This window comes from Kaistia soli DSM 19436, from assembly GCF_900129325.1.
Lineage (GTDB): Bacteria > Pseudomonadota > Alphaproteobacteria > Rhizobiales > Kaistiaceae > Kaistia > Kaistia soli.
Window position 1 is genome coordinate 1,651,361 of record NZ_FQUP01000001.1, and the last position, 20,825, is coordinate 1,672,185.

The window sequence follows — 20,825 nt, forward strand, 5'->3', positions numbered from 1 at the left end:
CTCTGTCGATAGCGCGCTTCAGACGGTCTCGGTGACCTTCTTCAGGTGCCGTGGCTGATCGGGATTGTAGCCGCGCGCGACGGCGACCGCCTCGACGAATCGATAGAAGGAGAGGCCGATCGAGATCGGGTCGGTGAGGGCGTGGCCCGTCGGCGCGATCGGCAGGCGCGGGCCGGCAATTTCGGCGGCCGTCGCAGTGAAGATTTGGGCGCCGCGCGCATGCAGCGCGTCCGCCATCGCGATGAGGCTCGGCGCCGCCGCGTCATCCGGGATGAAGGCGAGCAGCGGGAAGAATTCATCCACCAGCGAGACCGGGCCATGCTGCAGCTCGGCGCCGGAATAAGCTTCGGCATGCAGGATGGCGGTTTCCTTGAGCTTCAGCGCCGCCTCGAGCGCGATGGCGAAGCCAGGCCCGCGGCCGATCGTGTAGAGCGATTTCGCGGCCACCACGGTATCGAAGGCGGGGCTCCAGTCGGCTTCCAGCGCCTTTTCGAGCGTGTCGGGCAGGCGGTCGAGCGCGGCCTTCAACCCGGCATCATCGCGCCAGGCCGCGATGACGGCGAGCGCACCCACGACGGCTGTCATGAACGACTTTGTCGCGGCGACGCTCCGTTCGGGGCCGGCGCGCAGCGGGATGAACACGTCCGCCCGGGTCGCCAGCGGCGCATCCTCGACATTCACCAGCGACAGCGTCGTCGCGCCGGCTGCCTTCACGGCATCCATCAGGGCGAGGATGTCTGGGCTCTTGCCAGATTGTGAGACGGCGAGCGCGGCGGCACCGGAAAGTCGCAGCGGCGCGGCATAGATCGAGGCGATCGAGGGGCCGAGGGAGGCCACCGGCGTTCCGGCCGTGATTTCGCAGGCATATTTGAAGAAGGTCGCCGCATGGTCCGACGAGCCGCGCGCGACGGTAACGACGACCTTGGGATCGAGCGCCTTCAACCGTGCGCCCGCCTCGGCGATCGCGTCGCGGGATTCGCTCAGCAAGCGGCGGACGGCGGCCGGCGCCTCGTCGATCTCGGCGCGCATCAAAGTGGTGCTCATCGTCTCATCCTTCCATGGTCGGGCCGGCTGCTTCAAAGCCGTCAGCTTGTGAGGCGAGGCTCAGCTCGGCGACGAAGTCGCAAGCATCGCCGCGATAATGCGAGCGCGTGAATTCGATCACGCTGCCGTCAGGCAAATAGGCGATGCGCTCGATGGCGACCGCAGCAGCGCCCGGCATGACGCCGAGCAGCGCAGCCTCAGCTGCGCCGAGCGAAATGGCGGCGAGGCGTTGCACAGCGCGCACAGGATGCATGCCGGCGGCCGCCAGCGCGTCATAGAGCGATGCGTCGACCCGCAACGGATCGGGAATGGCGCTGGCCGGCACGACCGCCGCCTCGATGGCGACCGGATCGCCGTCGACGAGACGAAGTCGCGAGAGGCGTGTCACGCGCGCTCCGGTCGGGAGACCAAGGATCGTCGCTTCCTCGGCGCTTGGCCGGTCTGTCGAGCGGTCAAGCCAGCGGGTACCAGGCACGCGTCCACTCGAGCGCATGTCCTCGGTGAATGAGGTGAGGCGAGAGAGCGGCTGCTCGATCCGATCCGCGCTCCTTGAAACGAATGTGCCCGAGCCGTGGCGCTGGCGCAGAACGCCCTCGTCGACGAGCCCGCGCAGAGCCTTGCGGACGGTGACCCTGGAGACGCCGAGATTGGTTGCGAGATCCCGCTCTGCCGGCAGGGCATCGTTCGGCCGCAGCCGCCCGTCGGCAATGCCGGAGCGGATCATCGATTGAAGGCGTAGATAAAGCGGCCCGTCATCAGCTTCGGAAAGACTGCCCGCCTTGAAAAGCGAGGCGGTCATGACGAGGACACCGCGACATGCGGCTCGTCGCCGAAATCACCGGAAATGGGAAATGAGATTCGGCTCGCTGACATGATGCACTTCAGAGCCGGCCATGCGCGCCGACAACGACGATAATACCAAAATAACGCCACTCGTCGAGAGGCGTCGTGTTCGGGGGGTGACGAACGCTCCGATCTTTGCAGAATGGAGACGGCGACCGGCGGGAGGACGACGGCGCGCTTTTGGCGGCATTGATCGCGGCCACACCGTTCAGTTCTGGAGAGACGCGCGCCGACGCGGTCTCGCTTGTGAGGATCCATGACCGCCAAGCCGCTCCGCGTTTTCGTCGCCGGTCTCGGACAGATGGGCCAGAGCCATGCGCTCGCCTATCATGCCGAGCCCGACTTTGAGATTGTTGGCCTCTACAACCGCTCGCCTGTGGAATTGAAGGACGAGCTCAGGGGCTATCCGAGGGTCGTCTCGTTCGAGGACGGCCTCGCGCTCAAGCCCGATCTCGTCTCGATCAATACCTATTCCGACAGCCATGCGCCGCTCGCGATTCGCGCGATGGAGGCGGGAGCGCATGTCTTCGTAGAGAAGCCGCTGGCCCCGACCGCCGAGGAAGCGCAGCGCGTGGTGGAAACGGCAAAGAGGACCGGCCGCAAGCTCGTGGTGGGATACATCCTCCGCCACCATCCATCCTGGCAGCTCTTCATCGAGAAGGCGCGATCCTTCGGCCCGCCCTATGTCATGCGGATGAACCTGAACCAGCAGTCATCAGGCCATGCCTGGCACATCCACAAGCAACTGATGAAGACGACTTCGCCGCTCGTCGATTGCGGTGTGCACTATGTCGACGTCATGTGCCTCATCACGGGTGCGCGGCCCGTCGAAGTGCGTGGCATGGGCGTGCGACTTTCGGACGAGATCGCACCAGACCAGGTCAACTACGGCCATCTGCAGGTCATCTTCGAGGATGGTTCGGTCGGCTGGTACGAGGCCGGTTGGGGCCCGATGATCTCGGAAACTGCCTTCTTCGTGAAGGACGTGATGAGCCCGCGTGGCGCCGTCTCGATCGTCATGGACGAAGGCGCGAAATCGGACGATATCGACACCCATTCGAAGACGGCGCGTATCCGCGTCCACCATGCCGAGACAGGACCCGACGGCCGCTTCGTCCGCGCTGACGACATGGTCTCGACGGAGGACGAACCGGGTCATCAGGGGCTCTGCGACCGCGAGCAGGCCTTCGTGCTGAAAGCGATCCGCGAGGACCTCGATCTTTCAGACCATATGCGCGATGCAGTCACCTCGCTCGAAATCGTGCTGGCCGCCGATCTTTCGATGCGCGAAGGCCGCAGCGTGAAGCTCTGAGCAAAGCCCTTCGCTTCCTGCCAGCGCCCGCTTGCCGGGCCTTGCGTGCGGCGAGGGGAAGGTGCCACTCTCGCCGCCGCAAATCGGACCCTCACGGCATATGAAGACCATTCTCATCATCGGCGGCGGCCATGCCGGCGCCCAGGCAGCGGCGAGCCTCAGGGCGGACGGATTTGACGGGCGCCTCGCGCTGATTTCGTCCGAGACCGAAATTCCCTATCACCGGCCGCCCCTTTCCAAGGCCTTCGTGAAGACGCCCGATGAAGACCTTCAGGAACTGCGGCCGGCGCTCTTCTATGAGAAGAACGGTATCGATCTCGAACTCGGCCGGACGGTCGTCGCGATCGAGCGCGATGCCGGGCGCGTCAAGCTCGATGACGGACATCTCGATTTCGACGCGCTAGTGCTGGCGACGGGTGCGCGCGTGCGCGTGCCGCCGGTTCCCGGCATCGAACTTGGCAATGTCTTCATGCTCCGCACCGCCAAGGACGCAAGGCGGCTCAGGGAGCGGTTCGCGCTGGCGAGGGATGTCGTCGTGGTCGGCGGCGGGTTTATCGGGCTTGAATTGGCTGCGACTGCACGGCTGCTCGGAAAGACGGTGACGGTGATCGAAGCGGCGCCGCGATTGATGGGCCGGGTCGTCGCGCCGCAGATCTCGTCCTTCTTTCTCGATATGCATCGGGGTCTCGGCACGACGGTGCGGCTCGAGACGCCGGTCGCAGCCATCATCGGCGAAGACGGCGTCGCCGTCGCCGTCGAGACATTGGCTGGCGAACGCATTGCCGCCGACACAGTCATCGTCGGCGTCGGCGTGGTGCCGAATATCGAGCTGGCCGCGGAGGCTGGCCTTAGTGTCGGCAATGGCGTCATCGTCGACGAAGCCATGCGGACGTCCGATCCGCGCATCGTTGCCGCTGGCGACGCCGTGTCGTTCCATCACTGGGCGCTCGGCCGGGCCGTACGGCTCGAAAGCGTGCAGAACGCCGTCGATCAGGCGAAGACGGCGAGCGCCACGCTGATGGGCAAAGCCGAGCCCTACAATGCGGTCCCGTGGTTCTGGTCGGACCAGGGCGACTACAAGCTGCAGATGGTCGGGCTTTCCAATGATGCCGACCGAAGCGTCACACGCGGACGCCCCGAGAACGGCAGCTTCTCAGTGTTCCACTATCGCGGCGAAGCGCTCGTCGCGATCGATTCCGTCAATCGCGCGAGCGATCACATGCTAGGGCGCCGGCTGCTGGCGATGGGCATTTCGCCTGATCCCGCGACCGTTTCCGATGAGGCTTTCGAACTCAAGAGCCTGATCGCGCGGGCCGGGTGAGCCCGCGTCGCATGCCGTGCGGCGCCGTTTTCGTTGCTCCGCAGCAACGCATCGACTAGAAGAGCGCCAAACCAATCCCCACATCCTGCCCCTCACCGGCGAGCGGGCATCCGGAGCATTCCATGGCGCGGCAGTTCATCTATTTCATGCAGGGACTGACCAAGTCCTATATGGGCGGCAAGAAGGTCCTCGAGAACGTCCATCTCTCTTTCTATCCGGACGCCAAGATCGGCGTGCTCGGTCCGAACGGCTCGGGTAAGTCGACCCTGCTGAAGATCATGGCCGGCATGGACAAGGACTATTCCGGCGAGGCCTGGGTGGCGCAGGGCGCGACCGTCGGCTACCTCGCGCAGGAGCCGAAGATCGATCCGACCAAGACGGTGTTCGAGAATGTCATGGAAGGTGTCGCCAAGAAGAAGGCGATCGTCGACCGCTACAACGAACTGATGATGAACTACTCCGACGAGACCGCGGAGGAGGGCGCCAAGCTTCAGGACATCATCGACGCGCAGAACCTCTGGGATCTGGAAAGCCAGGTCGAGATGGCGATGGACGCGCTCCGCTGCCCGCCGAGCGACGCCTCGGTCGAGAGCCTCTCGGGTGGTGAGAAGCGCCGAATCGCGCTTTGCCGCCTGCTGCTCGAACAGCCGGACCTGCTGCTTCTCGACGAACCGACGAACCATCTCGACGCCGAATCGATCAACTGGCTCGAGGGGCATCTGCGCGACTATCCGGGCGCGATCCTGATCGTCACCCACGATCGCTACTTCCTCGACAACGTCACCGGCTGGATCCTCGAACTCGATCGCGGCCGTTCGATCCCATACGAAGGCAACTACTCCGCCTATCTGGAGAAGAAGGCCAAGCGCATGGAGCAGGAGGGTCGTGAGGACATGACCCACATGAAGGCGATCGAGCGCGAGCGCCTGTGGATCCAGCAGTCCCCGAAGGCCCGCCAGTCGAAGTCGAAGGCGCGCATCAAGGCCTATGACGAGTTGGTGGAGCGCGCAGAGGGCAAGACGCTGCAGACCGCGCAGATCGTCATTCCCGTCGGCGAGCGCCTCGGCGACAAGGTCATCGAGGTGGAGAACCTGTCGAAGTCCTATGGCGATCGGCTGCTGATCGACAATCTGTCCTTCAAGCTGCCGCCCGGCGGCATTGTCGGCGTGATCGGTCCGAACGGCGCCGGCAAGTCGACCTTGTTCAAGATGATCACCGGCGAGGAAAAGCCGGATGCTGGCTCGATCTCGCTCGGCGACACGGTTCATCTCGGCTACGTCAACCAGGGCCGAGACGATCTCGGCTCCAACAAGACGGTCTGGGAGGAAATCTCCGGCGGCGCCGAGGTGTTCTATCTCGGCAAGAAGGAAGTCAACACGCGTGCATATGCTGGCGCGTTCAACTTCAAGGGCGGCGACCAGCAGCAGAAGGTCGGAACGCTCTCCGGCGGCCAGCGCAACCGCGTCCATCTCGCCAAGCTGCTGAAGGACGCCAACAACGTCATCCTGCTCGACGAACCGACCAACGACCTCGACACCGAGACGCTGGCGGCGCTGGAAGAGGCGCTGGAGGATTTTGCGGGCTGCGCGGTGATCATCAGCCATGATCGCATGTTCCTCGACCGCCTCGCGACCCACATCCTCGCCTTCGAGGGTGACAGCCATGTCGAGTGGTTCGAGGGCAACTTCGCGGACTACGAAGAAGACAAGAAGCGCCGCCTTGGTCCCGATTCGGTCATGCCGAAGCGCATCAAGTACAAGCGCCTGACGCGCTGAGCGGCATATGATCGGGCGATGCACGGCTTCGCCGCGCACCGCCCGCCGCCCCACCGGCCCGGCCGGTTCAGCTTGTGCGCCGCTTTCGGCGCAAAATTATCGACGGACGGTCCTGCCTGGGTCTTAGGGGCAGGGGCAGAACCGTCCGCCCTTCCTCAGCCCCGACAAGGCAGAGGGTCTCGCAGGCCGCAGCCGAGCCGGCGCGGCCATTATTCTGTCGCGCTGAGAGCCGTCGCGCAGTCCAGGGTGCTACGCCTGTTCTTGCTCGGCTCGTCCGCAGCGTTGGCGCCTTGGGGTGGCAGGCGCCTTCCTCATGCTGCATCATGGCTTGCCGGGCCGCTCTAGTCTGTGACCACCATCACAAGATACGCGTATGAACGACGGTCGGTTTCAGAGGTAATATGAGCGGCACGATCGTGGCAGCGAATGTATTCAACGCGGTCGTCGATGCGGTCTTTGTCGCTGACGGCGCAGGTTTCGAAACTCGCTCTGTCGAGGCGCTCACGCTCGATTTCGAGGGGATCGTCGGCGATCGCCACGCGGGCACGACGCGAAGGAGCGGCGGTCGCGAACCGTGGTATCCGCGCCGCACGGAAATCCGCAACGAGCGTCAGGTGTCAATCGTCGCGCGCGACGAGCTCGCTGAGGCCGCATCTGCCATGGGCATCGCCGCGCTCGAGCCGGAATGGATCGGCGCCAATCTCGTACTAGGCGGATTGGAGCACCTCTCGTGGGTGCCGCCCCGCAGCCGGCTGCTCTTTGCTGGCGGCGCGACGATTGCGATCGATGGCCAGAACGCGCCGTGCCGGCTGGCGGGCGCCGCCATCGCACGGCATATTCTGGGCCGCGAGGACCTGACGCTGCTGTTTCCCAAGGCTGCAAAGCATCTGCGCGGCCTTGTCGGCTGGGTCGAGAAGCCGGGCGTGATCCGCGTCGGCGAAACGGTGTCCGTGCGCGTGCCCGTCCAGCGACTCTATTCCTGACCGGCAACCCGTGATCGGCCGCGACTGCCATTAATCCGTCCAACGTGCGTGCTAGGCATGGTCAGACTTCGAAAGAGAGAAATCATGGCCTGGTCGGCGGAGCAGTATCTGAAATTCGAGGATGAGCGGACGCGTCCCGCACGCGATCTTCTGGCGCAGGTGCCGCTCTCGCAGCCGCAGAGCGTCATCGATCTTGGTTGCGGGCCGGGCAATTCGACGGAATTGCTGGTCGAGCGATTTTCCGGGGCGGAAGTGGCGGGCCTCGATTCGGACGAAAATATGCTGACTGCGGCGCGCCAGCGGCTGCCGCAATGCCGGTTCATGGCCGCGGATATCGGTGCATGGATGCCGGAGACGCCCGTTGATCTGCTCTTCGCCAACGCTGTCTTCCAATGGGTGCCCGATCATCTGGCGGTGCTGAACCGGTTGATGGATGCGATTACGCCGGGCGGGGTCCTTGCCGTGCAGATGCCCGATAATCTCGCCGAGCCGAGCCATCTCGCCATGGATGCATCGGCGCATAGTGGTCTGTTCGCCGAGATCTTCGCTGGCCGGGCGATCCGCCGGCCGCCGCTGCCTGACCCGCGTGCCTATTTCGAGCAGCTCGGCCCTAAGTCCGCCCGGATCGATCTTTGGCACTCGATCTACCAGCACAAGCTCGCCGACCCCGCCGCGATCGTCGAATGGGTCAAGGGAACGGGGCTCCGGCCCTATCTCGACGTGCTGCCACCGAACCTTCGCGAGGCCTTCCTCGCCGATTATCTTGCGCGCATCACGGCCGCCTATCCGCCGCTTGCCGATGGCAGCGTTCTGCTGCGCTTTCCGCGGCTCTTCATCGTGGCGGTAAAGGATTGAGCGGCACGGCCGGTGTCTCAAAGCCGATCCGGCCGTCATGCATGAAGAAGGCACGCGAGAAGAGCGTGACATCGAGCGGGTTGGGCAGGCGTATGTCGCCCATGCCGGGTACCGGGCGGACGGCTGAATCGAATGTGCGATCGATCTGCGAAAGGAAGCAGAATGCGATGCCGCTCGTCCGGGCAAAGTCGCGAAGCGCCGCGACCTGATCAAAAAGCGGAGGCTTGCGGCGCTGCTGGTCGAGGATCTGCAGATAATCGATGACGGCGACACTGCCGCGCGGAGCGCTGAGGAGATGGCCGATGATCGTCGCGGCGCTGATCTCGTCGGAACTGACGATCTCGATCCCCGTCCAGAGATCCGCGTCGTCGGGGGCAAGCCGCCTGATGCGTGCCCTTGCTTCTGCCTCGGTACATTCGAGGGTGAAGAAGAAGGCGCGCCGGTTGGCACGTGCCGCCTTAAGCAGGATTTCGAGCCCGAGCAGCGTCTTGCCGTGCCCCGGCCGTGCGCCGAGCAGGACGACCTCGCCCTCTGCGAGGTCCGGCGCCATGGCACGGCGCGGCGCTTCCGCGACGGACCGGGCGTGCAGCAGGCTCCATGTGGCAAAGCCTTCGTCGCGGGCTATGCGATCGAGCGCCGCATGAAGAGGCAATGATTCGCGGCGCGCGAGAAGACGGGCGCGGCGCTTCAGTCGGGAAAGCGGGGCAGGCGACTTCATGAACGAATCTCCGTTGCGAGCCGGAAACGCAACCCCTCCTCATGCGACTGCTCGAACAGGCGATTCGATGATGTCGATGCCCCGTATTGCGATACTTCCCCGATCGGAGGGGGGAGGCGCGGGCCAAGCCTTGCGCAGAATCTATCGCGCGGCGCGTGCGGCTGCAAGCGCTCAGGCCGGTACGGTTCCGGCCCGCATCGCCTCGATGACCAGGTCGCCAAGTGCTTCGAAATCGACACGGCGTGGCGATGATCGGCGCCAGACGAGCCCGATCTCGCGCTGTGGCTCGGGATCGGCGAAACGGGAGAGCGCGATGCGTGTGTCCTTCGCCTCGACATCGACGCAGATCTCCGGCAGCAGCGTCACGCCATAGCCGTTGGCGACCATCTGCATGATCGTCGCGAGGCTCGCCGAGCCGAAGCTCGCCTGCAGCTCGGATTTCTGGATCCGGCAATAGGTCAAAGCCTGATCGCGCAGGCAGTGGCCCTCTTCAAGCAGCAAGAGCCGATCGGGCGGAATCGCGTCCGGGCTCGCCGGCGCCGCCGTATCGGCGTCTCCGCCGGCGCGCCGTGCCAGAAGGAAGCGATCGACGAAGAGCGGTCGGCTTTCGAGGCTGGGGTCGCCCGATGGCAGCGCCATCAGCAGCACATCGAGCCGGCCCTGTGCCAGTTCCTGCCGCAACTGGTCCGTACGTGTCTCGCGCAGATGCAGTTCCAGCCCCGGATAGGCTTCGTGCACGAGGGGCAGTACTTTCGGCAGCACATAGGGAGCGACGGAGGGAATGACGCCGAGCTTCAGCGTCCCAGATAGCACGCCGCCGCCATGGCTGGCGAAGTCCGTCAGGTCGCGGACGTCGCCCAGAATGCGCGTGGCGCGGCGGGCGATCTCCTCGCCTTTCGGCGTCAGTGCAAGCCGCCTTGCCCCGCGCTCGACCAGCGGCAGCACAAGCATCGCCTCCATTTCCTGGATCTGCTGTGAGAGTGCCGGCTGCGAGATGCCGCATTCCTCCGCGGCGCGCCCGAAATGCAGATGACGCGCGAGGGCCTCGAAGTAGCGCAATTGGCGAAGTGTGATCATCGGTAGCGGGCTGAGACATCGAGCATGGCCGATAAGCTAAACTTATCGCTCGCTCCATTCAATATGATTGGAACCGATCCAAGCTGCGTGGCATGGTGTGCCCATGATGACGGCGGCGGTGAGCCGATCTGGATTAAATGGAGTGCGCCATGACTGAAAAAACGACACCCGATCAATTGACGACCACGGCCGGCGCGCCGATCGCAGATAACCAGAATTCGCTTTCGGCCGGCGAGCGCGGGCCGCTGCTGCTCGAGGATTACCAGCTGATCGAAAAGCTCGCGCACCAGAATCGCGAGCGCATTCCCGAGCGCGTCGTGCATGCTAAAGGCTGGGGCGCGCATGGGACGCTGACCGTCACCCACGACATCACGCGCTATACGAAAGCCAAGATCTTCGGCGAGGTCGGCAAGAAGACCGACCTGATCGCCCGGTTCTCGACCGTCGCGGGCGAGACGGGCGCCGCCGACGCCGAGCGCGACGTGCGCGGTTTCGCGGTGAAGTTCTACACCGAGGAAGGCAATTGGGACCTCGTCGGCAACAATACGCCGGTGTTCTTCGTCCGCGATCCTCTGAAATTCCCCGACTTCATCCACACGCAGAAGCGTCATCCGAAGAGCAATCTCCGCTCGCCGACGGCGATGTGGGATTTCTGGTCGCTCTCACCGGAGAGCCTGCATCAGGTGACGATCCTGTTCTCGGATCGTGGCCTGCCGCAGAACGTGCGCCATATGCACGGCTTCGGCTCGCACACCTTCTCGTTCATCAATGCCGCGAACGAGCGATTCTGGATCAAGTTCCACTTCAAGTCGCTGCAAGGCATCAAGAACTGGACCAATGGCGAAGCGGCGGGTGTCGTCGGCCATACGCGCGAGTCGACGCAGGAGGATCTGTTCGGCTCCATCGAGCGCGGCGATTTCCCGCGCTGGCGTTTTGCCGTGCAGATCATGCCTGAGGCCGACGCCGACAAGACGAGCTACAATCCCTTCGACCTCACCAAGGTGTGGCCGCATGGCGATTATCCGCTGATCGATGTCGGTATCATGGAGCTCAACCGCAACGCGGACAATTACTTCGCCGAGATCGAGCAGGCCGCGTTCTCGCCGTCCAATATCGTGCCGGGCATCGGCTTCTCGCCGGACAAGATGCTGCAGGCGCGCATCTTCTCTTATGCCGACGCCCATCGCTATCGCCTCGGCACGCATTACGAGGCGCTGCCGGTGAACCATCCGAAGGTTCCCGTACACAATTATCACAAGGACGGGCAGATGCGCTTCTTCCCGCCGGGTACGCCTGCGGATGCCTATTACGAGCCGAATTCCTTCTCGGGTCCGAAACAGGACGAGCGTTTCCGCGAGCCGCCGCTGAAGATCAATGGCGACGCCGATCGCTACAACCACCGGGTCGGAAACGACGACTATACGCAGGCCGGCAATCTGTTCCGTCTGATGTCGGACGAGCAGAAACAGCAGCTCTTCGGCAATGTCGCCGCGGCGATGCAGACTGTTCCGGTCGAGATCATCAACCGGCAGCTGGTGCATTTCTATCGCGCCGATCCTGATTACGGCATCGGCGTTGCCAAGGCGCTCGGCCTGCCGACCGATGGACTGGCGGTCGCCGCCGAATAGGTTGAGGGCGGCGCATTTGGCGATTGACCCTGTCACGATCGAAGCCCCTGCGCCCAAGCGCGGGGGCTTCTTCGTTTTGCGCTGTCGTCGCTAAAGAGATTGCCCCGCGGTACCGGTCAGGGTTTTCATCACCCGGCGTTCGTGCCGAGGCAGACTTTCATGCATCTTGATATTTCCGAACTGACCGAGCCCTTTCCGGCGTTCCGCGTTGCCGTTGTCCTTTTCGAGGGTCTCGCGATTGGCCACGGCCGGCCGGCTTCTCTCGAAGCGGCAATCGCGGCGCGCGAGGCGGAAGCGCGGACGCTGTGGCAAGGAAAGGAGCTCTCCGAAATCCCGGCCATCGCCGCATGGCGGCAGGCTTATCGCGCCTTCGGCATCAAGAAGACGAGCTACCGCTCTTCGGTCGAACGTTTAATGAAGAATGTCCTTGCCGAGCGCGCCCTGCCGGTCATCAATCCGTTCGTCGATGCCTATAACGCCGTCTCGCTGACGCATGTCTTGCCGATCGGCGCCGATGATCTCGACCGGATTACAGGCGACATCGCGTTTCGGTATGCGCGGCCAGGCGATAGCTTCCTCGACATGGCTGGCGGGGATAATGGCGCTGAGGGGTCGGTCGAAGACCCGCCCAAACCGGGCGAAGTCGTCTATGCCGATGCCGAAAAGGTCCTCTGCCGACGTTGGAACTGGCGTCAGGATGCGCGCTCGCTGGTGTCGGGGCAGACACGGCGGGCTGTTGTGACCATTCAGGCGACCGGCGTCGGCAGCGTGGAGGCCGCCGCCGCCGACCTAATTTCGCTGATCGCTGCACATTGCGGCGGCACGGCGTGTTTTGTCATCGCCGATCGGGCGCATCCACGGGCCGAAATCGCCGGCTAGGCGGCTTCAGCCCCTTTACTCATATAAAGATATCTTTATATCTTGTTGGCTTGGTGCCGGGACCACCGGCCTGCCGACGGAGACGACGCGTGACGAGTGCCTCGCAGACGCTCGATTCGGAAACGCTGGTGACCGCGCTGAAGGCGGCCGGCGAACCGACGCGCCTGCGTATTCTGGCGCTGCTCAGCGAGAGCGAGTTGACGGTCAAGGATATGACCTCGATCCTTGGCCAGTCGCAGCCGCGCATTTCGCGGCATCTGAAGCTGCTGGCTGATGCCAATCTCATCATGCGCTATCCCGAAGGCGCCTGGGTCTACTACCGGATCGCCGAGGGCGGCGCCGAGCGCCGGCTTGCCGACGATCTCGTCGGGCTTTGCGATCCTGGCGATCCCGCTGTAGCACGCGACCGCGATTGGCTCGCCAACGTCAAGCGCGAGCATGCCGCCGAGGCGCTCCGCTACTTTGCGCAGAACGCGGCCGCCTGGGACCAAATCCGTTCGCTGCATCTGCCGGATGCTGCCGTCGAGACGGCGATGGTCGCGCTGCTTGGCGATCGGCCTGTCGATCGCTTCCTCGATCTCGGTACCGGGACCGGACGGTTGCTCGAAGTCTTTTCGGGCATCTATCGCACCGGGATTGGCATCGATGCGTCGACGGCCATGCTCTCGGTTGCGCGGGCCAATCTCGACAAGGCGGGCCTATCGCATGCGCAGGTCCGTCTTGGCGAGATCATGAAGTTGCCGATGCCGCGTGACAGCTTCGATCTCGTTGCGATCCATCAGGTGCTGCATTATCTCGACGATCCGGCCGAGGCGCTCGCCGAAGCTGCGCGGGTCCTGCGTCCCGGCGGTCGGCTGCTGATCGTCGACTTCGCGCCGCACAGCCTGGAGTTTCTGCGCGAGAAGCATGCCCATCGCCGGCTCGGATTCTCGCATGAGACGATGCTCGGCTGGACGCGGCAACTCGGGCTTGAGATGGACAAGGTGCTCGATCTCGGCGCGGGCGCCGGGGCCGATAAATTGACAGTGACGCTCTGGCTGCTGCGCGATCCGCGCTTCAACATCGCCGGGGCGGATCGAGGGTTGGAGACCGCATGATGACAGACGCGACCGCGCGGGCGAGCCGCAGCAGCCGGAGCCCGAGCGACCTCAGTGTGTCGTTCGAGTTCTTCCCGCCAAAGACGGAGGCGATGGAGGAGACTTTGTGGCGCTCCATCGAACGGCTGGCCCCGCTGGCACCGGATTTCGTCTCGGTGACCTATGGCGCCGGCGGATCGACCCGTGAGCGTACGCACGCCACCGTCGCGCGAATCCTGTCCGAGACTGGGCTGAAGCCTGCCGCGCATCTGACCTGCGTCGGCGCCACCAAGGGCGAAGTCGATGCGGTCGTCGACAGCTATGCCGAGGCTGGCGTTCGCCACATCGTGGCGCTGCGCGGTGATCCGGTGGAGGGAATCGGCACGGCCTACCGGGCGCATCCCGGCGGCTATGACCGCGCCGCCGATCTCGTCGAGGCGATTCGCTCGCATCATCCCGAGATCGAGGTTTCCGTCTCGGCCTATGCCGAACGTCATCCGGAAAGCCCGGACTGGTCGACGGAGATCGACAATCTGAAGCGGAAGGTCGATGCGGGCGCGACCCGTGCGATCACGCAGTTCTTCTTCGACAACGATCTCTATTCGGCGTTCCTCGACCGCGTGGCAGCGGCCGGCATCTCAATTCCGATCGTTCCTGGCATCGTGCCGGTCCTCAATTTCTCGCAGACCGCGAAATTCGCCCAGAAGGCCGGCGCCAGCGTTCCGGATTGGTTCGCCGCGCGGTTCGAGGGGCTCGAGGAAGATCAGGCGACACGCCAGCTCGTGGCGGCGGCTGTCTGCGCCGAGCAGGTGCTCGATCTGGTTGATCGCGGCGTCTCGGACTTCCATTTCTACACGATGAACCGGGCTGACCTCGTCTATGCGATCTGCCATCTGCTCGGCATGCGGCCTGTGAAGCCCGCTGCTCCCGACGCGGCGGCGGCGTGACGGCATCGACGAGACAAGACCCACGCTAAGAGGACCAGGACCGATGAGCCAGGCGACTGATTTCGGCAATCCGACGCTCGCTGCCGCAGCGCAGAAGCGCATTCTCGTTCTCGACGGCGCCATGGGCACCATGATCCAGCGTCTCAAGCTCACCGAGGCGGACTTCCGCGGCGAGCGTTTCAAGGACTGGCCGCGCGATCTCAAGGGCAACAACGATCTTCTGATCCTGACCCGGCCGGATGCAGTCGAAGCGATCCACAGACAGTATTTCGAGGCCGGTGCCGACATCGTCGAGACGAACACGTTCTCGTCGACCTCGATCGCTCAGGCCGATTACGGCATGGAGTCGCTCGCCTATGAGCTCAACCTCGAAGGCGCGCGCGTCGCGCGTCGCGCGGCCGATGCCGTCGCGCGGGAAACAGGCATTCCGCGCTATGTCGCCGGTGCCATCGGCCCGACCAATCGCACTGCCTCGATCTCGCCGGATGTGAACAATCCCGGCTACCGGGCCGTCACCTTCGACGATCTCCGCAATGCCTATGCCGAGGCGGCGCGGGGGCTGGTCGATGGCGGCGCCGACCTCATTTTGATCGAGACGATCTTCGATACGCTGAACGCCAAGGCGGCGGTGGCCGCCGTCGAGGACGTGTTCGAAGAAAAGGGTGTCAAGCTGCCGATCATGATCTCTGGCACGATCACAGATCTCTCCGGCCGCACGCTTTCAGGCCAGACGCCGACCGCCTTCTGGTATTCGCTGCGCCATGCAGAGCCGTTCTCGATCGGCCTCAACTGCGCGCTCGGTGCTCGTGAGATGCGGGCGCATATCGACGAGATCGGGCGTGTTGCCGATACCTTCGTCTGCGCCTATCCGAATGCCGGCCTGCCGAATGAATTCGGCGAGTATGACGAGAGCCCCGAAGCGATGGCGAAGCTGGTCGGAGAGTTCGCGCGCTCCGGCCTCGTCAATGTCGTCGGCGGCTGCTGCGGCACCACGCCCGATCATATCCGGGCGATCGCCGGTGCCGTGAAGGATGTCGCGCCGCGCGCCATTCCCGCGGTCGCGCCGCAGTTGCGCCTGTCGGGGCTCGAACCGTTCGTCAGCGCGGCCTGAGCTCCGCCGGCGGGTGTCGCGGCTCCATGAAGCGCGTATAGAATGACTGATCAAGAGATGATGGCCGCAACTTCCGGGATGATCCAATGACCACCGCCACGGCGTCCTTCATCAATATCGGCGAACGCACGAACGTCACGGGTTCCGCCAAATTCCGGAAGTTGATCACGGCCGGCGACTACAATGCCGCGCTCGATGTCGCGCGCGAGCAGGTCGCCAATGGCGCGCAGATCCTTGATATAAACATGGATGAGGGCCTGCTCGATTCCGAGCTGGCGATGGTCACATTCCTGAACCTGCTCGCCGCCGAGCCGGACATCGCCCGCGTTCCGGTGATGATCGACTCGTCGAAATGGTCGGTGATCGAGGCCGGCCTCAAATGCGTCCAGGGCAAGCCGATCGTCAATTCGATCTCGATGAAGGAAGGCGAGGGGCCTTTCCGCGAGCAGGCGCGGAAGCTGCGCCGCTATGGCGCCGCAGTCGTCGTGATGGCGTTCGATGAGAAGGGCCAGGCCGACACGTTCCAGCGCAAGACCGAAATCTGTGCGCGGGCCTACCGGATTTTGACGGAAGAGATCGGTTATCCGCCGGAAGATATCGTTTTTGATCCGAACGTGTTCGCGATCGCGACCGGCATCGAGGAGCACGACAATTACGGCGTCGACTTCATCGAGGCGACGCGCTGGATCCGGCAGAATCTGCCGCATGCGCATGTCTCGGGCGGCGTCTCCAACCTCTCCTTCTCGTTCCGCGGCAATGAGACGGTGCGCGCGGCGATGCATTCGGTGTTTCTCTATCATGCCATCGCCGCCGGGATGGATATGGGCATCGTCAATGCCGGCGCTCTGCCGGTTTATGACGATATCGATCCGGAGCTGCGCGAGCGGTGCGAGGATGTCGTCCTCAACCGGCGCAAGGATGCGACCGAGCGCATGCTCGAGATCGCCGAGCGCTTCAAGGGGGGCGCCTCGCAGAAGAAGGAAGCGGACCTCTCCTGGCGCGAATGGCCAGTCGACAAGCGGCTTGAACATGCGCTGGTGGCCGGGCTCACCGATTTCATCGAGATCGATACCGAGGAGGCGCGCGCCCGCTCTACCCGACCGCTCGACGTGATCGAGGGGCCGCTGATGGCCGGCATGAATGTCGTCGGCGATCTCTTCGGTGCTGGCAAAATGTTCCTGCCACAGGTGGTCAAGTCGGCCCGCGTCATGAAGCAGGCCGTTGCCTATCTCATGCCGTTCATGGAGGAGGAGAAGCGCCGGCTCGGCACCACGGGTACCTCATCGGCCGGCAAGATCCTGCTCGCCACCGTCAAGGGCGACGTGCACGACATCGGCAAGAACATCGTCGGCGTCGTGCTCCAGTGCAATAATTTCGAGGTCATCGATCTCGGCGTCATGGTGCCGTCGGCGCGGATCCTGGCCGTCGCCAGGGAGCAGAATGTCGACGTCATCGGCCTTTCCGGCCTGATCACGCCATCCCTCGACGAGATGTGCCATGTCGCTGCCGAAATGGAGCGCGAGGGCCTCGACCTGCCGCTCCTGATCGGCGGGGCGACCACGTCGCGCGTGCACACCGCGGTCAAGATCCATCCGAACTATGCGCGCGGCCAGGCGGTGCATGTGCTCGACGCGAGCCGCGCCGTCAGCGTCGCCTCCAGCATGATCGGCCGCGACAAGGCGAATTATGTGGCGGACATCCAGACCGAATATGCCCGCATCGCCGAGGCACATCAGCGCGGGCAGGATGCGAAGCGCCGTATCACGCTCGCGACGGCCAGGGCCGATGCGCTGAAGCTCGACTGGTCGAGCTATCGCCCGGTGCGGCCGAGCTTCCTCGGCCCGCGGCTCTTCCGCGATTATCCGATCGCCGAACTGGTGCCCTATATCGACTGGACACCCTTCTTCGCCACCTGGGAGATGAAGGGCACTTACCCGCAGATCCTTGAGGACGAGAAGGTCGGTCCAGCGGCGCGCGCGCTTTACGACGATGCGCAGGCGATGCTCGCCAAGATGGTGGCGGAGAAGTGGATCAGCGCCAATGGCGTCATCGGCTTCTGGCCGGCCAATGCCGTCGGCGACGACATCGCGCTCTATGCCGACGAGACACGGACGAGCGAGGCGGCGCGGCTCTTTACGCTGCGGCAGCAGATCGCGCGCTCGACCGACAAGCGCCGCCATGTCGCGCTGTCGGATTTCGTCGCGCCCGCCGGATCGGGCGTTGCCGACTATGTCGGCGGTTTCGCCGTCACCGCCGGGATCGGCGAGGAAGCGGTCGCGGAGCGTTTTGCCCGCGCCAATGACGACTATTCGAAGATCCTGAGCCAGGCGCTGACCGATCGCCTCGCCGAAGCCTTCGCCGAGCGCATGCACCAGCGGGTGCGCCGCGAATTCTGGGGGTATGCGCCGGATGAGGCGCTGGGTCCAACGGAGCTGATCCGCGAGACCTATGCCGGCATTCGCCCGGCACCCGGCTATCCCGCTCAGCCCGACCACACCGAGAAGCGGACGCTGTTCGATCTGCTCGATGTCGAGGCGACCGCCGGCATCACGCTGACCGAGAGCTACGCGATGTGGCCCGGCTCGTCGGTCTCCGGGTTTTATTTCAGCCACCCCGAGAGCTTCTATTTCGGCGTCGGGCGCGTCGAGGCCGATCAGGTGGCGGATTATGCCGCGCGCAAGGGCTGGACGATCACCGAGGCCGAGCGCTGGCTGGCGCCGATCCTCAACTATGATCCAGTGCGGGTCGAAGCGGCGGAGTAGATCGTGTCGCCATACTTCTCGCGGGCAGGGTTCTCCCGCGGCTTTTTCGAGGGCATCGGCCTGTTGCCGGGCATGATCGCCTTCGGGATCGTCTTCGGCGTGCTGGCGGATGGCGTCGGACTTTCGATCACGGGCGCCTCCGCGATGAGCTTCTTCGTCTTCGCAGGGACAGCGCAGCTGCTGGCCCTGCATGCCTGGGGCGCGCCCGACCTGCTGGTTGCCGTCGTGGTGTCGGTCATTGCGATGAACGCGCGCTATGTGCTGTTTGGCGCGGCCATTCAGCCCTGGATGCGAGGCCTGCCGCCCTGGATCGCCTATGCCTCGCTGTTTCTGCTGGTCGATCCGAACTGGGCAGCGGCGATGCGCGAGCGCGACGCGGGCCGGCACGACATCGCCGTCTTCGTCGGCATGGGCGTCGCCTTCATGATTGGCTGGATTGTCGGCACGGCCGCAGGCGCCGGCTTCGGTCCCCTGCTGGGTGATCCGCGCCGGCTCGGTCTCGATTTCTTCCTGCCGGCCTTCTTCCTGTCGCTTGCCTGCGGCTTCTGGAAGGGCAGGGGCGATCTTCTTCCGTTCGCTATCGGTGCCGCGGTGGCGCTCGTCTTTGAGCGCTTCGTCGGTGGCTCCTGGCATGTCCTGGCCGGCGGGCTTGCCGGCAGCCTGACGGCGGCCTTTCTGCCGCGAAAGGCTGCGACGTGAGTGTCGATCCCACCACGACTTCGGGGCTGGCCGTCATCATTCTCGCGATGGCGGTGGCGGCCTATCTGACGCGGATCTCCGGCTTCTTTCTGATGCGGTTCGTAGCGGTGACGCCGCGCGTCGAGGCCTGGCTGAAGGCGCTGCCGCTCGCGATCATGGGCTCGATCCTGGCACCAATCGCTGCGCATGGCGGACCGGCCGAGTATGCGGGCTTTGCAGCGACGATCGCGATGTTCCTATGGCGCCGGAACGATATCCTCGCCGCCTTTGCCGGCATGGCGGCTGTCGCCGTCATGCGGCTATCGTTCGGGTTCTAGCTGCGAGGACCTTCGGCGCGCATACGTCTCACCGCGCTGCTCGGCGCGTGGTCTCAGACGAGATGCTATGCGTGGGCCTTGGCTTGGCCGTTGCCCGACTAAAGCGCCCCGATGACGATCGCTGCAATGAACAGGAACGCGGCGCTGAGGGCAACGAACTGGATCGGACGAGCGAGGCTCATGGACATCTCCCGGGTCTCTCTTTCCGTGTCTCCAAAACGCCATAAAGATTAACCGATCCCTCCGCCTGGACAAGGGGTAGCTGCGGCCTCCTACGCCTTTTCGCGATGTTTTCATTCCGAAATTAATCGAAGGGACGAAACGAATTTGCTGGAGAGGGCCATCAAGGCCCGAGGAGCCCGCCTCGATCTCGCCACGAATCGTCGCAAATCACCGCCGAAGTTTAGTGGATCCCGCAATCGTTCCTTATGAGTTGGATGCGAGACTTCGAGCCATCACGAATTGGCTTCTGAGGTGATCATGTTGGAGCATTTGACGCGGCTGGCACACGACCGCGCCCCGGCGCGGCGCGCCGAGCTCCTGGTGGCGATCATCGATCTGTACCGCGCCGCCGGCGCGCGGGCAGAGGGTTCTCTGGGCCCGCTCTTTGGGGATATTGTGCGGCAATTGCTGCCGGGGTTGCCGGGGCCGCAGCAGGCCGGCGTCGCTACGCGCCTCGCGGAACTCGCGACCCTTCCTCATGCCCTGGCGCTCGAGCTCGCAGTTTCGGGCGGTTTCATTGGCGAGGCCATGTTGCGCGGTGCCAGCGTGCTCACCGACGATGATCTCCTGGACCTTGCTGGCCGGGTTGACGAAGAGGGCCTGATGGCGATCGCGGCACGCGTGCCGCTTTCCGAGCGCATGTCGGACGCGCTTGTGGCTCTGGGTGGGGCGCGTCTCTGCCGGGCTGTCGCCGCGAACCGGTCGGCGCGATTGTCGCCGCAGTGCCTCGCCCGGATCGTTGCTTCATGCGGTGCCGGCAGCGCCGCCGATCTGCGCCCGCCAGCTGATATCGTCGCGTTTCCGGCGGTTCAGGGCGCGGAGCGTCGGCGGTTTGGCGAGCCGATGGGCGCCGTCATTCCCTGGCCCAAGGCGACGCTGCAGCGACCGGCCACGGCAGCCTCTCCGGTTGCGGCTGCCATCGCCGCGATCGCGTCGAGCGACCGTATGCTTGAAGTCGCCATGCTGCTTGCCGCGCATGCTGGATTGCCGCCCGACTTGGTGAGTCGCCTGATCGCGCGTCCGGACCCGTCGCTGCTGGCCGTGCTCTGCCGCGCCGCATCCGTGCCGCCTTCGACGTTTTCCGTGATTGCCCGCATCCGCGGCCGCCGCTTCGGTCATCCGCTTTCAGAGACGATGGCCGTCGAGGCAGCCTATGCCGAACTGACCGAGGCCGAAGCCCGGGCGACGCTCGGCAGCATGAAGGCGCTGCAGAGAAAAGCGTAAGGCCGGATCTAGACCAGCGTTCAGTGCTGCCT

16 protein-coding genes and 1 pseudogene are annotated in these 20,825 nt (G+C 64.5%); 13 read left to right on the plus strand and 4 right to left on the minus strand.

Going from position 1 to position 20,825, the window contains the following annotated elements:
• Positions 1 to 18: 18 nt before the first annotated feature.
• On the minus strand, positions 19 to 1,044 hold the full coding sequence (locus BUB39_RS08060) for an SIS domain-containing protein (protein WP_073052396.1): 1,026 nt from the start codon (positions 1,042 to 1,044) through the stop codon (positions 19 to 21).
• A 4-nt stretch (positions 1,045 to 1,048) separates the two neighbouring features.
• Complete coding sequence (locus BUB39_RS08065) at positions 1,049 to 1,843, minus strand: GntR family transcriptional regulator (RefSeq protein WP_073052397.1); 795 nt, start codon at positions 1,841 to 1,843, stop codon at positions 1,049 to 1,051.
• A 300-nt stretch (positions 1,844 to 2,143) separates the two neighbouring features.
• Here BUB39_RS08065 and BUB39_RS08070 point away from each other — a divergent pair, with 300 nt between their 5' ends.
• The 5 genes from BUB39_RS08070 (at position 2,144) to tam (ending at position 8,133) form a co-directional block, all read left to right on the plus strand.
• On the plus strand, positions 2,144 to 3,199 hold the full coding sequence (locus BUB39_RS08070; RefSeq protein ID WP_073052398.1) for a Gfo/Idh/MocA family protein: 1,056 nt from the start codon (positions 2,144 to 2,146) through the stop codon (positions 3,197 to 3,199).
• Positions 3,200 to 3,299: 100 nt separating this feature from the next.
• Positions 3,300 to 4,520, plus strand: a complete 1,221-nt coding sequence (locus BUB39_RS08075) for an NAD(P)/FAD-dependent oxidoreductase (RefSeq protein ID WP_073052399.1) — start codon at positions 3,300 to 3,302, stop codon at positions 4,518 to 4,520.
• A gap of 122 nt (positions 4,521 to 4,642) precedes the next feature.
• Positions 4,643 to 6,295, plus strand: a complete 1,653-nt coding sequence (gene ettA, locus BUB39_RS08080; RefSeq protein WP_073052400.1) for an energy-dependent translational throttle protein EttA — start codon at positions 4,643 to 4,645, stop codon at positions 6,293 to 6,295.
• A 401-nt stretch (positions 6,296 to 6,696) separates the two neighbouring features.
• Entirely contained in the window at positions 6,697 to 7,278 is a 582-nt protein-coding gene (locus BUB39_RS08085) for an MOSC domain-containing protein (protein ID WP_073052401.1), read from the plus strand.
• Positions 7,279 to 7,362: 84 nt separating this feature from the next.
• Positions 7,363 to 8,133, plus strand: a complete 771-nt coding sequence (tam, locus tag BUB39_RS08090) for a trans-aconitate 2-methyltransferase (RefSeq protein WP_073052402.1) — start codon at positions 7,363 to 7,365, stop codon at positions 8,131 to 8,133.
• Here tam and BUB39_RS08095 read toward each other — a convergent pair.
• Positions 8,111 to 8,851 carry a DNA helicase gene (locus tag BUB39_RS08095; protein WP_073052403.1) on the minus strand — a complete coding sequence of 247 codons (741 nt, stop codon included), beginning with the start codon at positions 8,849 to 8,851 and terminating at the stop codon, positions 8,111 to 8,113. The two genes, tam and BUB39_RS08095, sit on opposite strands and share 23 nt — an antisense overlap.
• 171 nt (positions 8,852 to 9,022) lie before the next feature.
• Positions 9,023 to 9,928, minus strand: coding sequence for a hydrogen peroxide-inducible genes activator (locus BUB39_RS08100; RefSeq protein ID WP_073052404.1), 906 nt, complete (start codon positions 9,926 to 9,928; stop codon positions 9,023 to 9,025).
• Between the two features lie 149 nt (positions 9,929 to 10,077).
• On the opposite strand from BUB39_RS08100, the gene BUB39_RS08105 reads away from it, so the two are divergent.
• The 8 genes and pseudogenes from BUB39_RS08105 (at position 10,078) to BUB39_RS08145 (ending at position 20,793) form a co-directional block, all read left to right on the plus strand.
• Positions 10,078 to 11,556 carry a catalase gene (locus BUB39_RS08105; protein ID WP_073052405.1) on the plus strand — a complete coding sequence of 493 codons (1,479 nt, stop codon included), beginning with the start codon at positions 10,078 to 10,080 and terminating at the stop codon, positions 11,554 to 11,556.
• 159 nt (positions 11,557 to 11,715) lie between these two features.
• Positions 11,716 to 12,435, plus strand: coding sequence for a B3/B4 domain-containing protein (locus BUB39_RS08110; protein ID WP_073052406.1), 720 nt, complete (start codon positions 11,716 to 11,718; stop codon positions 12,433 to 12,435).
• Between the two features lie 89 nt (positions 12,436 to 12,524).
• Positions 12,525 to 13,532: an ArsR/SmtB family transcription factor gene (locus tag BUB39_RS08115; protein ID WP_073052407.1), complete on the plus strand. Its 1,008-nt coding sequence runs from the start codon at positions 12,525 to 12,527 to the stop codon at positions 13,530 to 13,532.
• Complete coding sequence (gene metF, locus BUB39_RS08120; protein ID WP_073052877.1) at positions 13,532 to 14,458, plus strand: methylenetetrahydrofolate reductase [NAD(P)H]; 927 nt, start codon at positions 13,532 to 13,534, stop codon at positions 14,456 to 14,458. Before BUB39_RS08115 ends, metF begins: the two co-directional genes overlap by 1 nt.
• Before the next feature lie 43 nt (positions 14,459 to 14,501).
• A pseudogene (gene metH / locus BUB39_RS08130) lies at positions 14,502 to 18,331 on the plus strand (methionine synthase).
• 3 nt (positions 18,332 to 18,334) lie between these two features.
• A complete protein-coding gene (locus BUB39_RS08135; protein WP_073052409.1) occupies positions 18,335 to 19,030 on the plus strand; it encodes an AzlC family ABC transporter permease in 696 nt (231 codons plus the stop codon).
• Positions 19,027 to 19,347 (plus strand): AzlD family protein, encoded by a 321-nt coding sequence (locus BUB39_RS08140; protein ID WP_073052410.1) that lies wholly within the window; start codon positions 19,027 to 19,029, stop codon positions 19,345 to 19,347. Before BUB39_RS08135 ends, BUB39_RS08140 begins: the two co-directional genes overlap by 4 nt.
• A 480-nt stretch (positions 19,348 to 19,827) precedes the next feature.
• Entirely contained in the window at positions 19,828 to 20,793 is a 966-nt protein-coding gene (locus tag BUB39_RS08145; RefSeq protein ID WP_073052411.1) for a DUF2336 domain-containing protein, read from the plus strand.
• Positions 20,794 to 20,825 lie beyond the last annotated feature (32 nt).

Coding starts and splice junctions, on each gene's coding strand:
- BUB39_RS08060 (WP_073052396.1), bottom strand. CDS start 1,044: ATGAGCACCACTTTGATGCGCGCCGAGATCGACGAGGCGCCGGCCGCC.
- BUB39_RS08065 (WP_073052397.1), bottom strand. CDS start 1,843: ATGACCGCCTCGCTTTTCAAGGCGGGCAGTCTTTCCGAAGCTGATGAC.
- BUB39_RS08070 (WP_073052398.1), top strand. CDS start 2,144: ATGACCGCCAAGCCGCTCCGCGTTTTCGTCGCCGGTCTCGGACAGATG.
- BUB39_RS08075 (WP_073052399.1), top strand. CDS start 3,300: ATGAAGACCATTCTCATCATCGGCGGCGGCCATGCCGGCGCCCAGGCA.
- ettA (WP_073052400.1), top strand. CDS start 4,643: ATGGCGCGGCAGTTCATCTATTTCATGCAGGGACTGACCAAGTCCTAT.
- BUB39_RS08085 (WP_073052401.1), top strand. CDS start 6,697: ATGAGCGGCACGATCGTGGCAGCGAATGTATTCAACGCGGTCGTCGAT.
- tam (WP_073052402.1), top strand. CDS start 7,363: ATGGCCTGGTCGGCGGAGCAGTATCTGAAATTCGAGGATGAGCGGACG.
- BUB39_RS08095 (WP_073052403.1), bottom strand. CDS start 8,851: ATGAAGTCGCCTGCCCCGCTTTCCCGACTGAAGCGCCGCGCCCGTCTT.
- BUB39_RS08100 (WP_073052404.1), bottom strand. CDS start 9,928: ATGATCACACTTCGCCAATTGCGCTACTTCGAGGCCCTCGCGCGTCAT.
- BUB39_RS08105 (WP_073052405.1), top strand. CDS start 10,078: ATGACTGAAAAAACGACACCCGATCAATTGACGACCACGGCCGGCGCG.
- BUB39_RS08110 (WP_073052406.1), top strand. CDS start 11,716: ATGCATCTTGATATTTCCGAACTGACCGAGCCCTTTCCGGCGTTCCGC.
- metF (WP_073052877.1), top strand. CDS start 13,532: ATGACAGACGCGACCGCGCGGGCGAGCCGCAGCAGCCGGAGCCCGAGC.
- BUB39_RS08145 (WP_073052411.1), top strand. CDS start 19,828: ATGTTGGAGCATTTGACGCGGCTGGCACACGACCGCGCCCCGGCGCGG.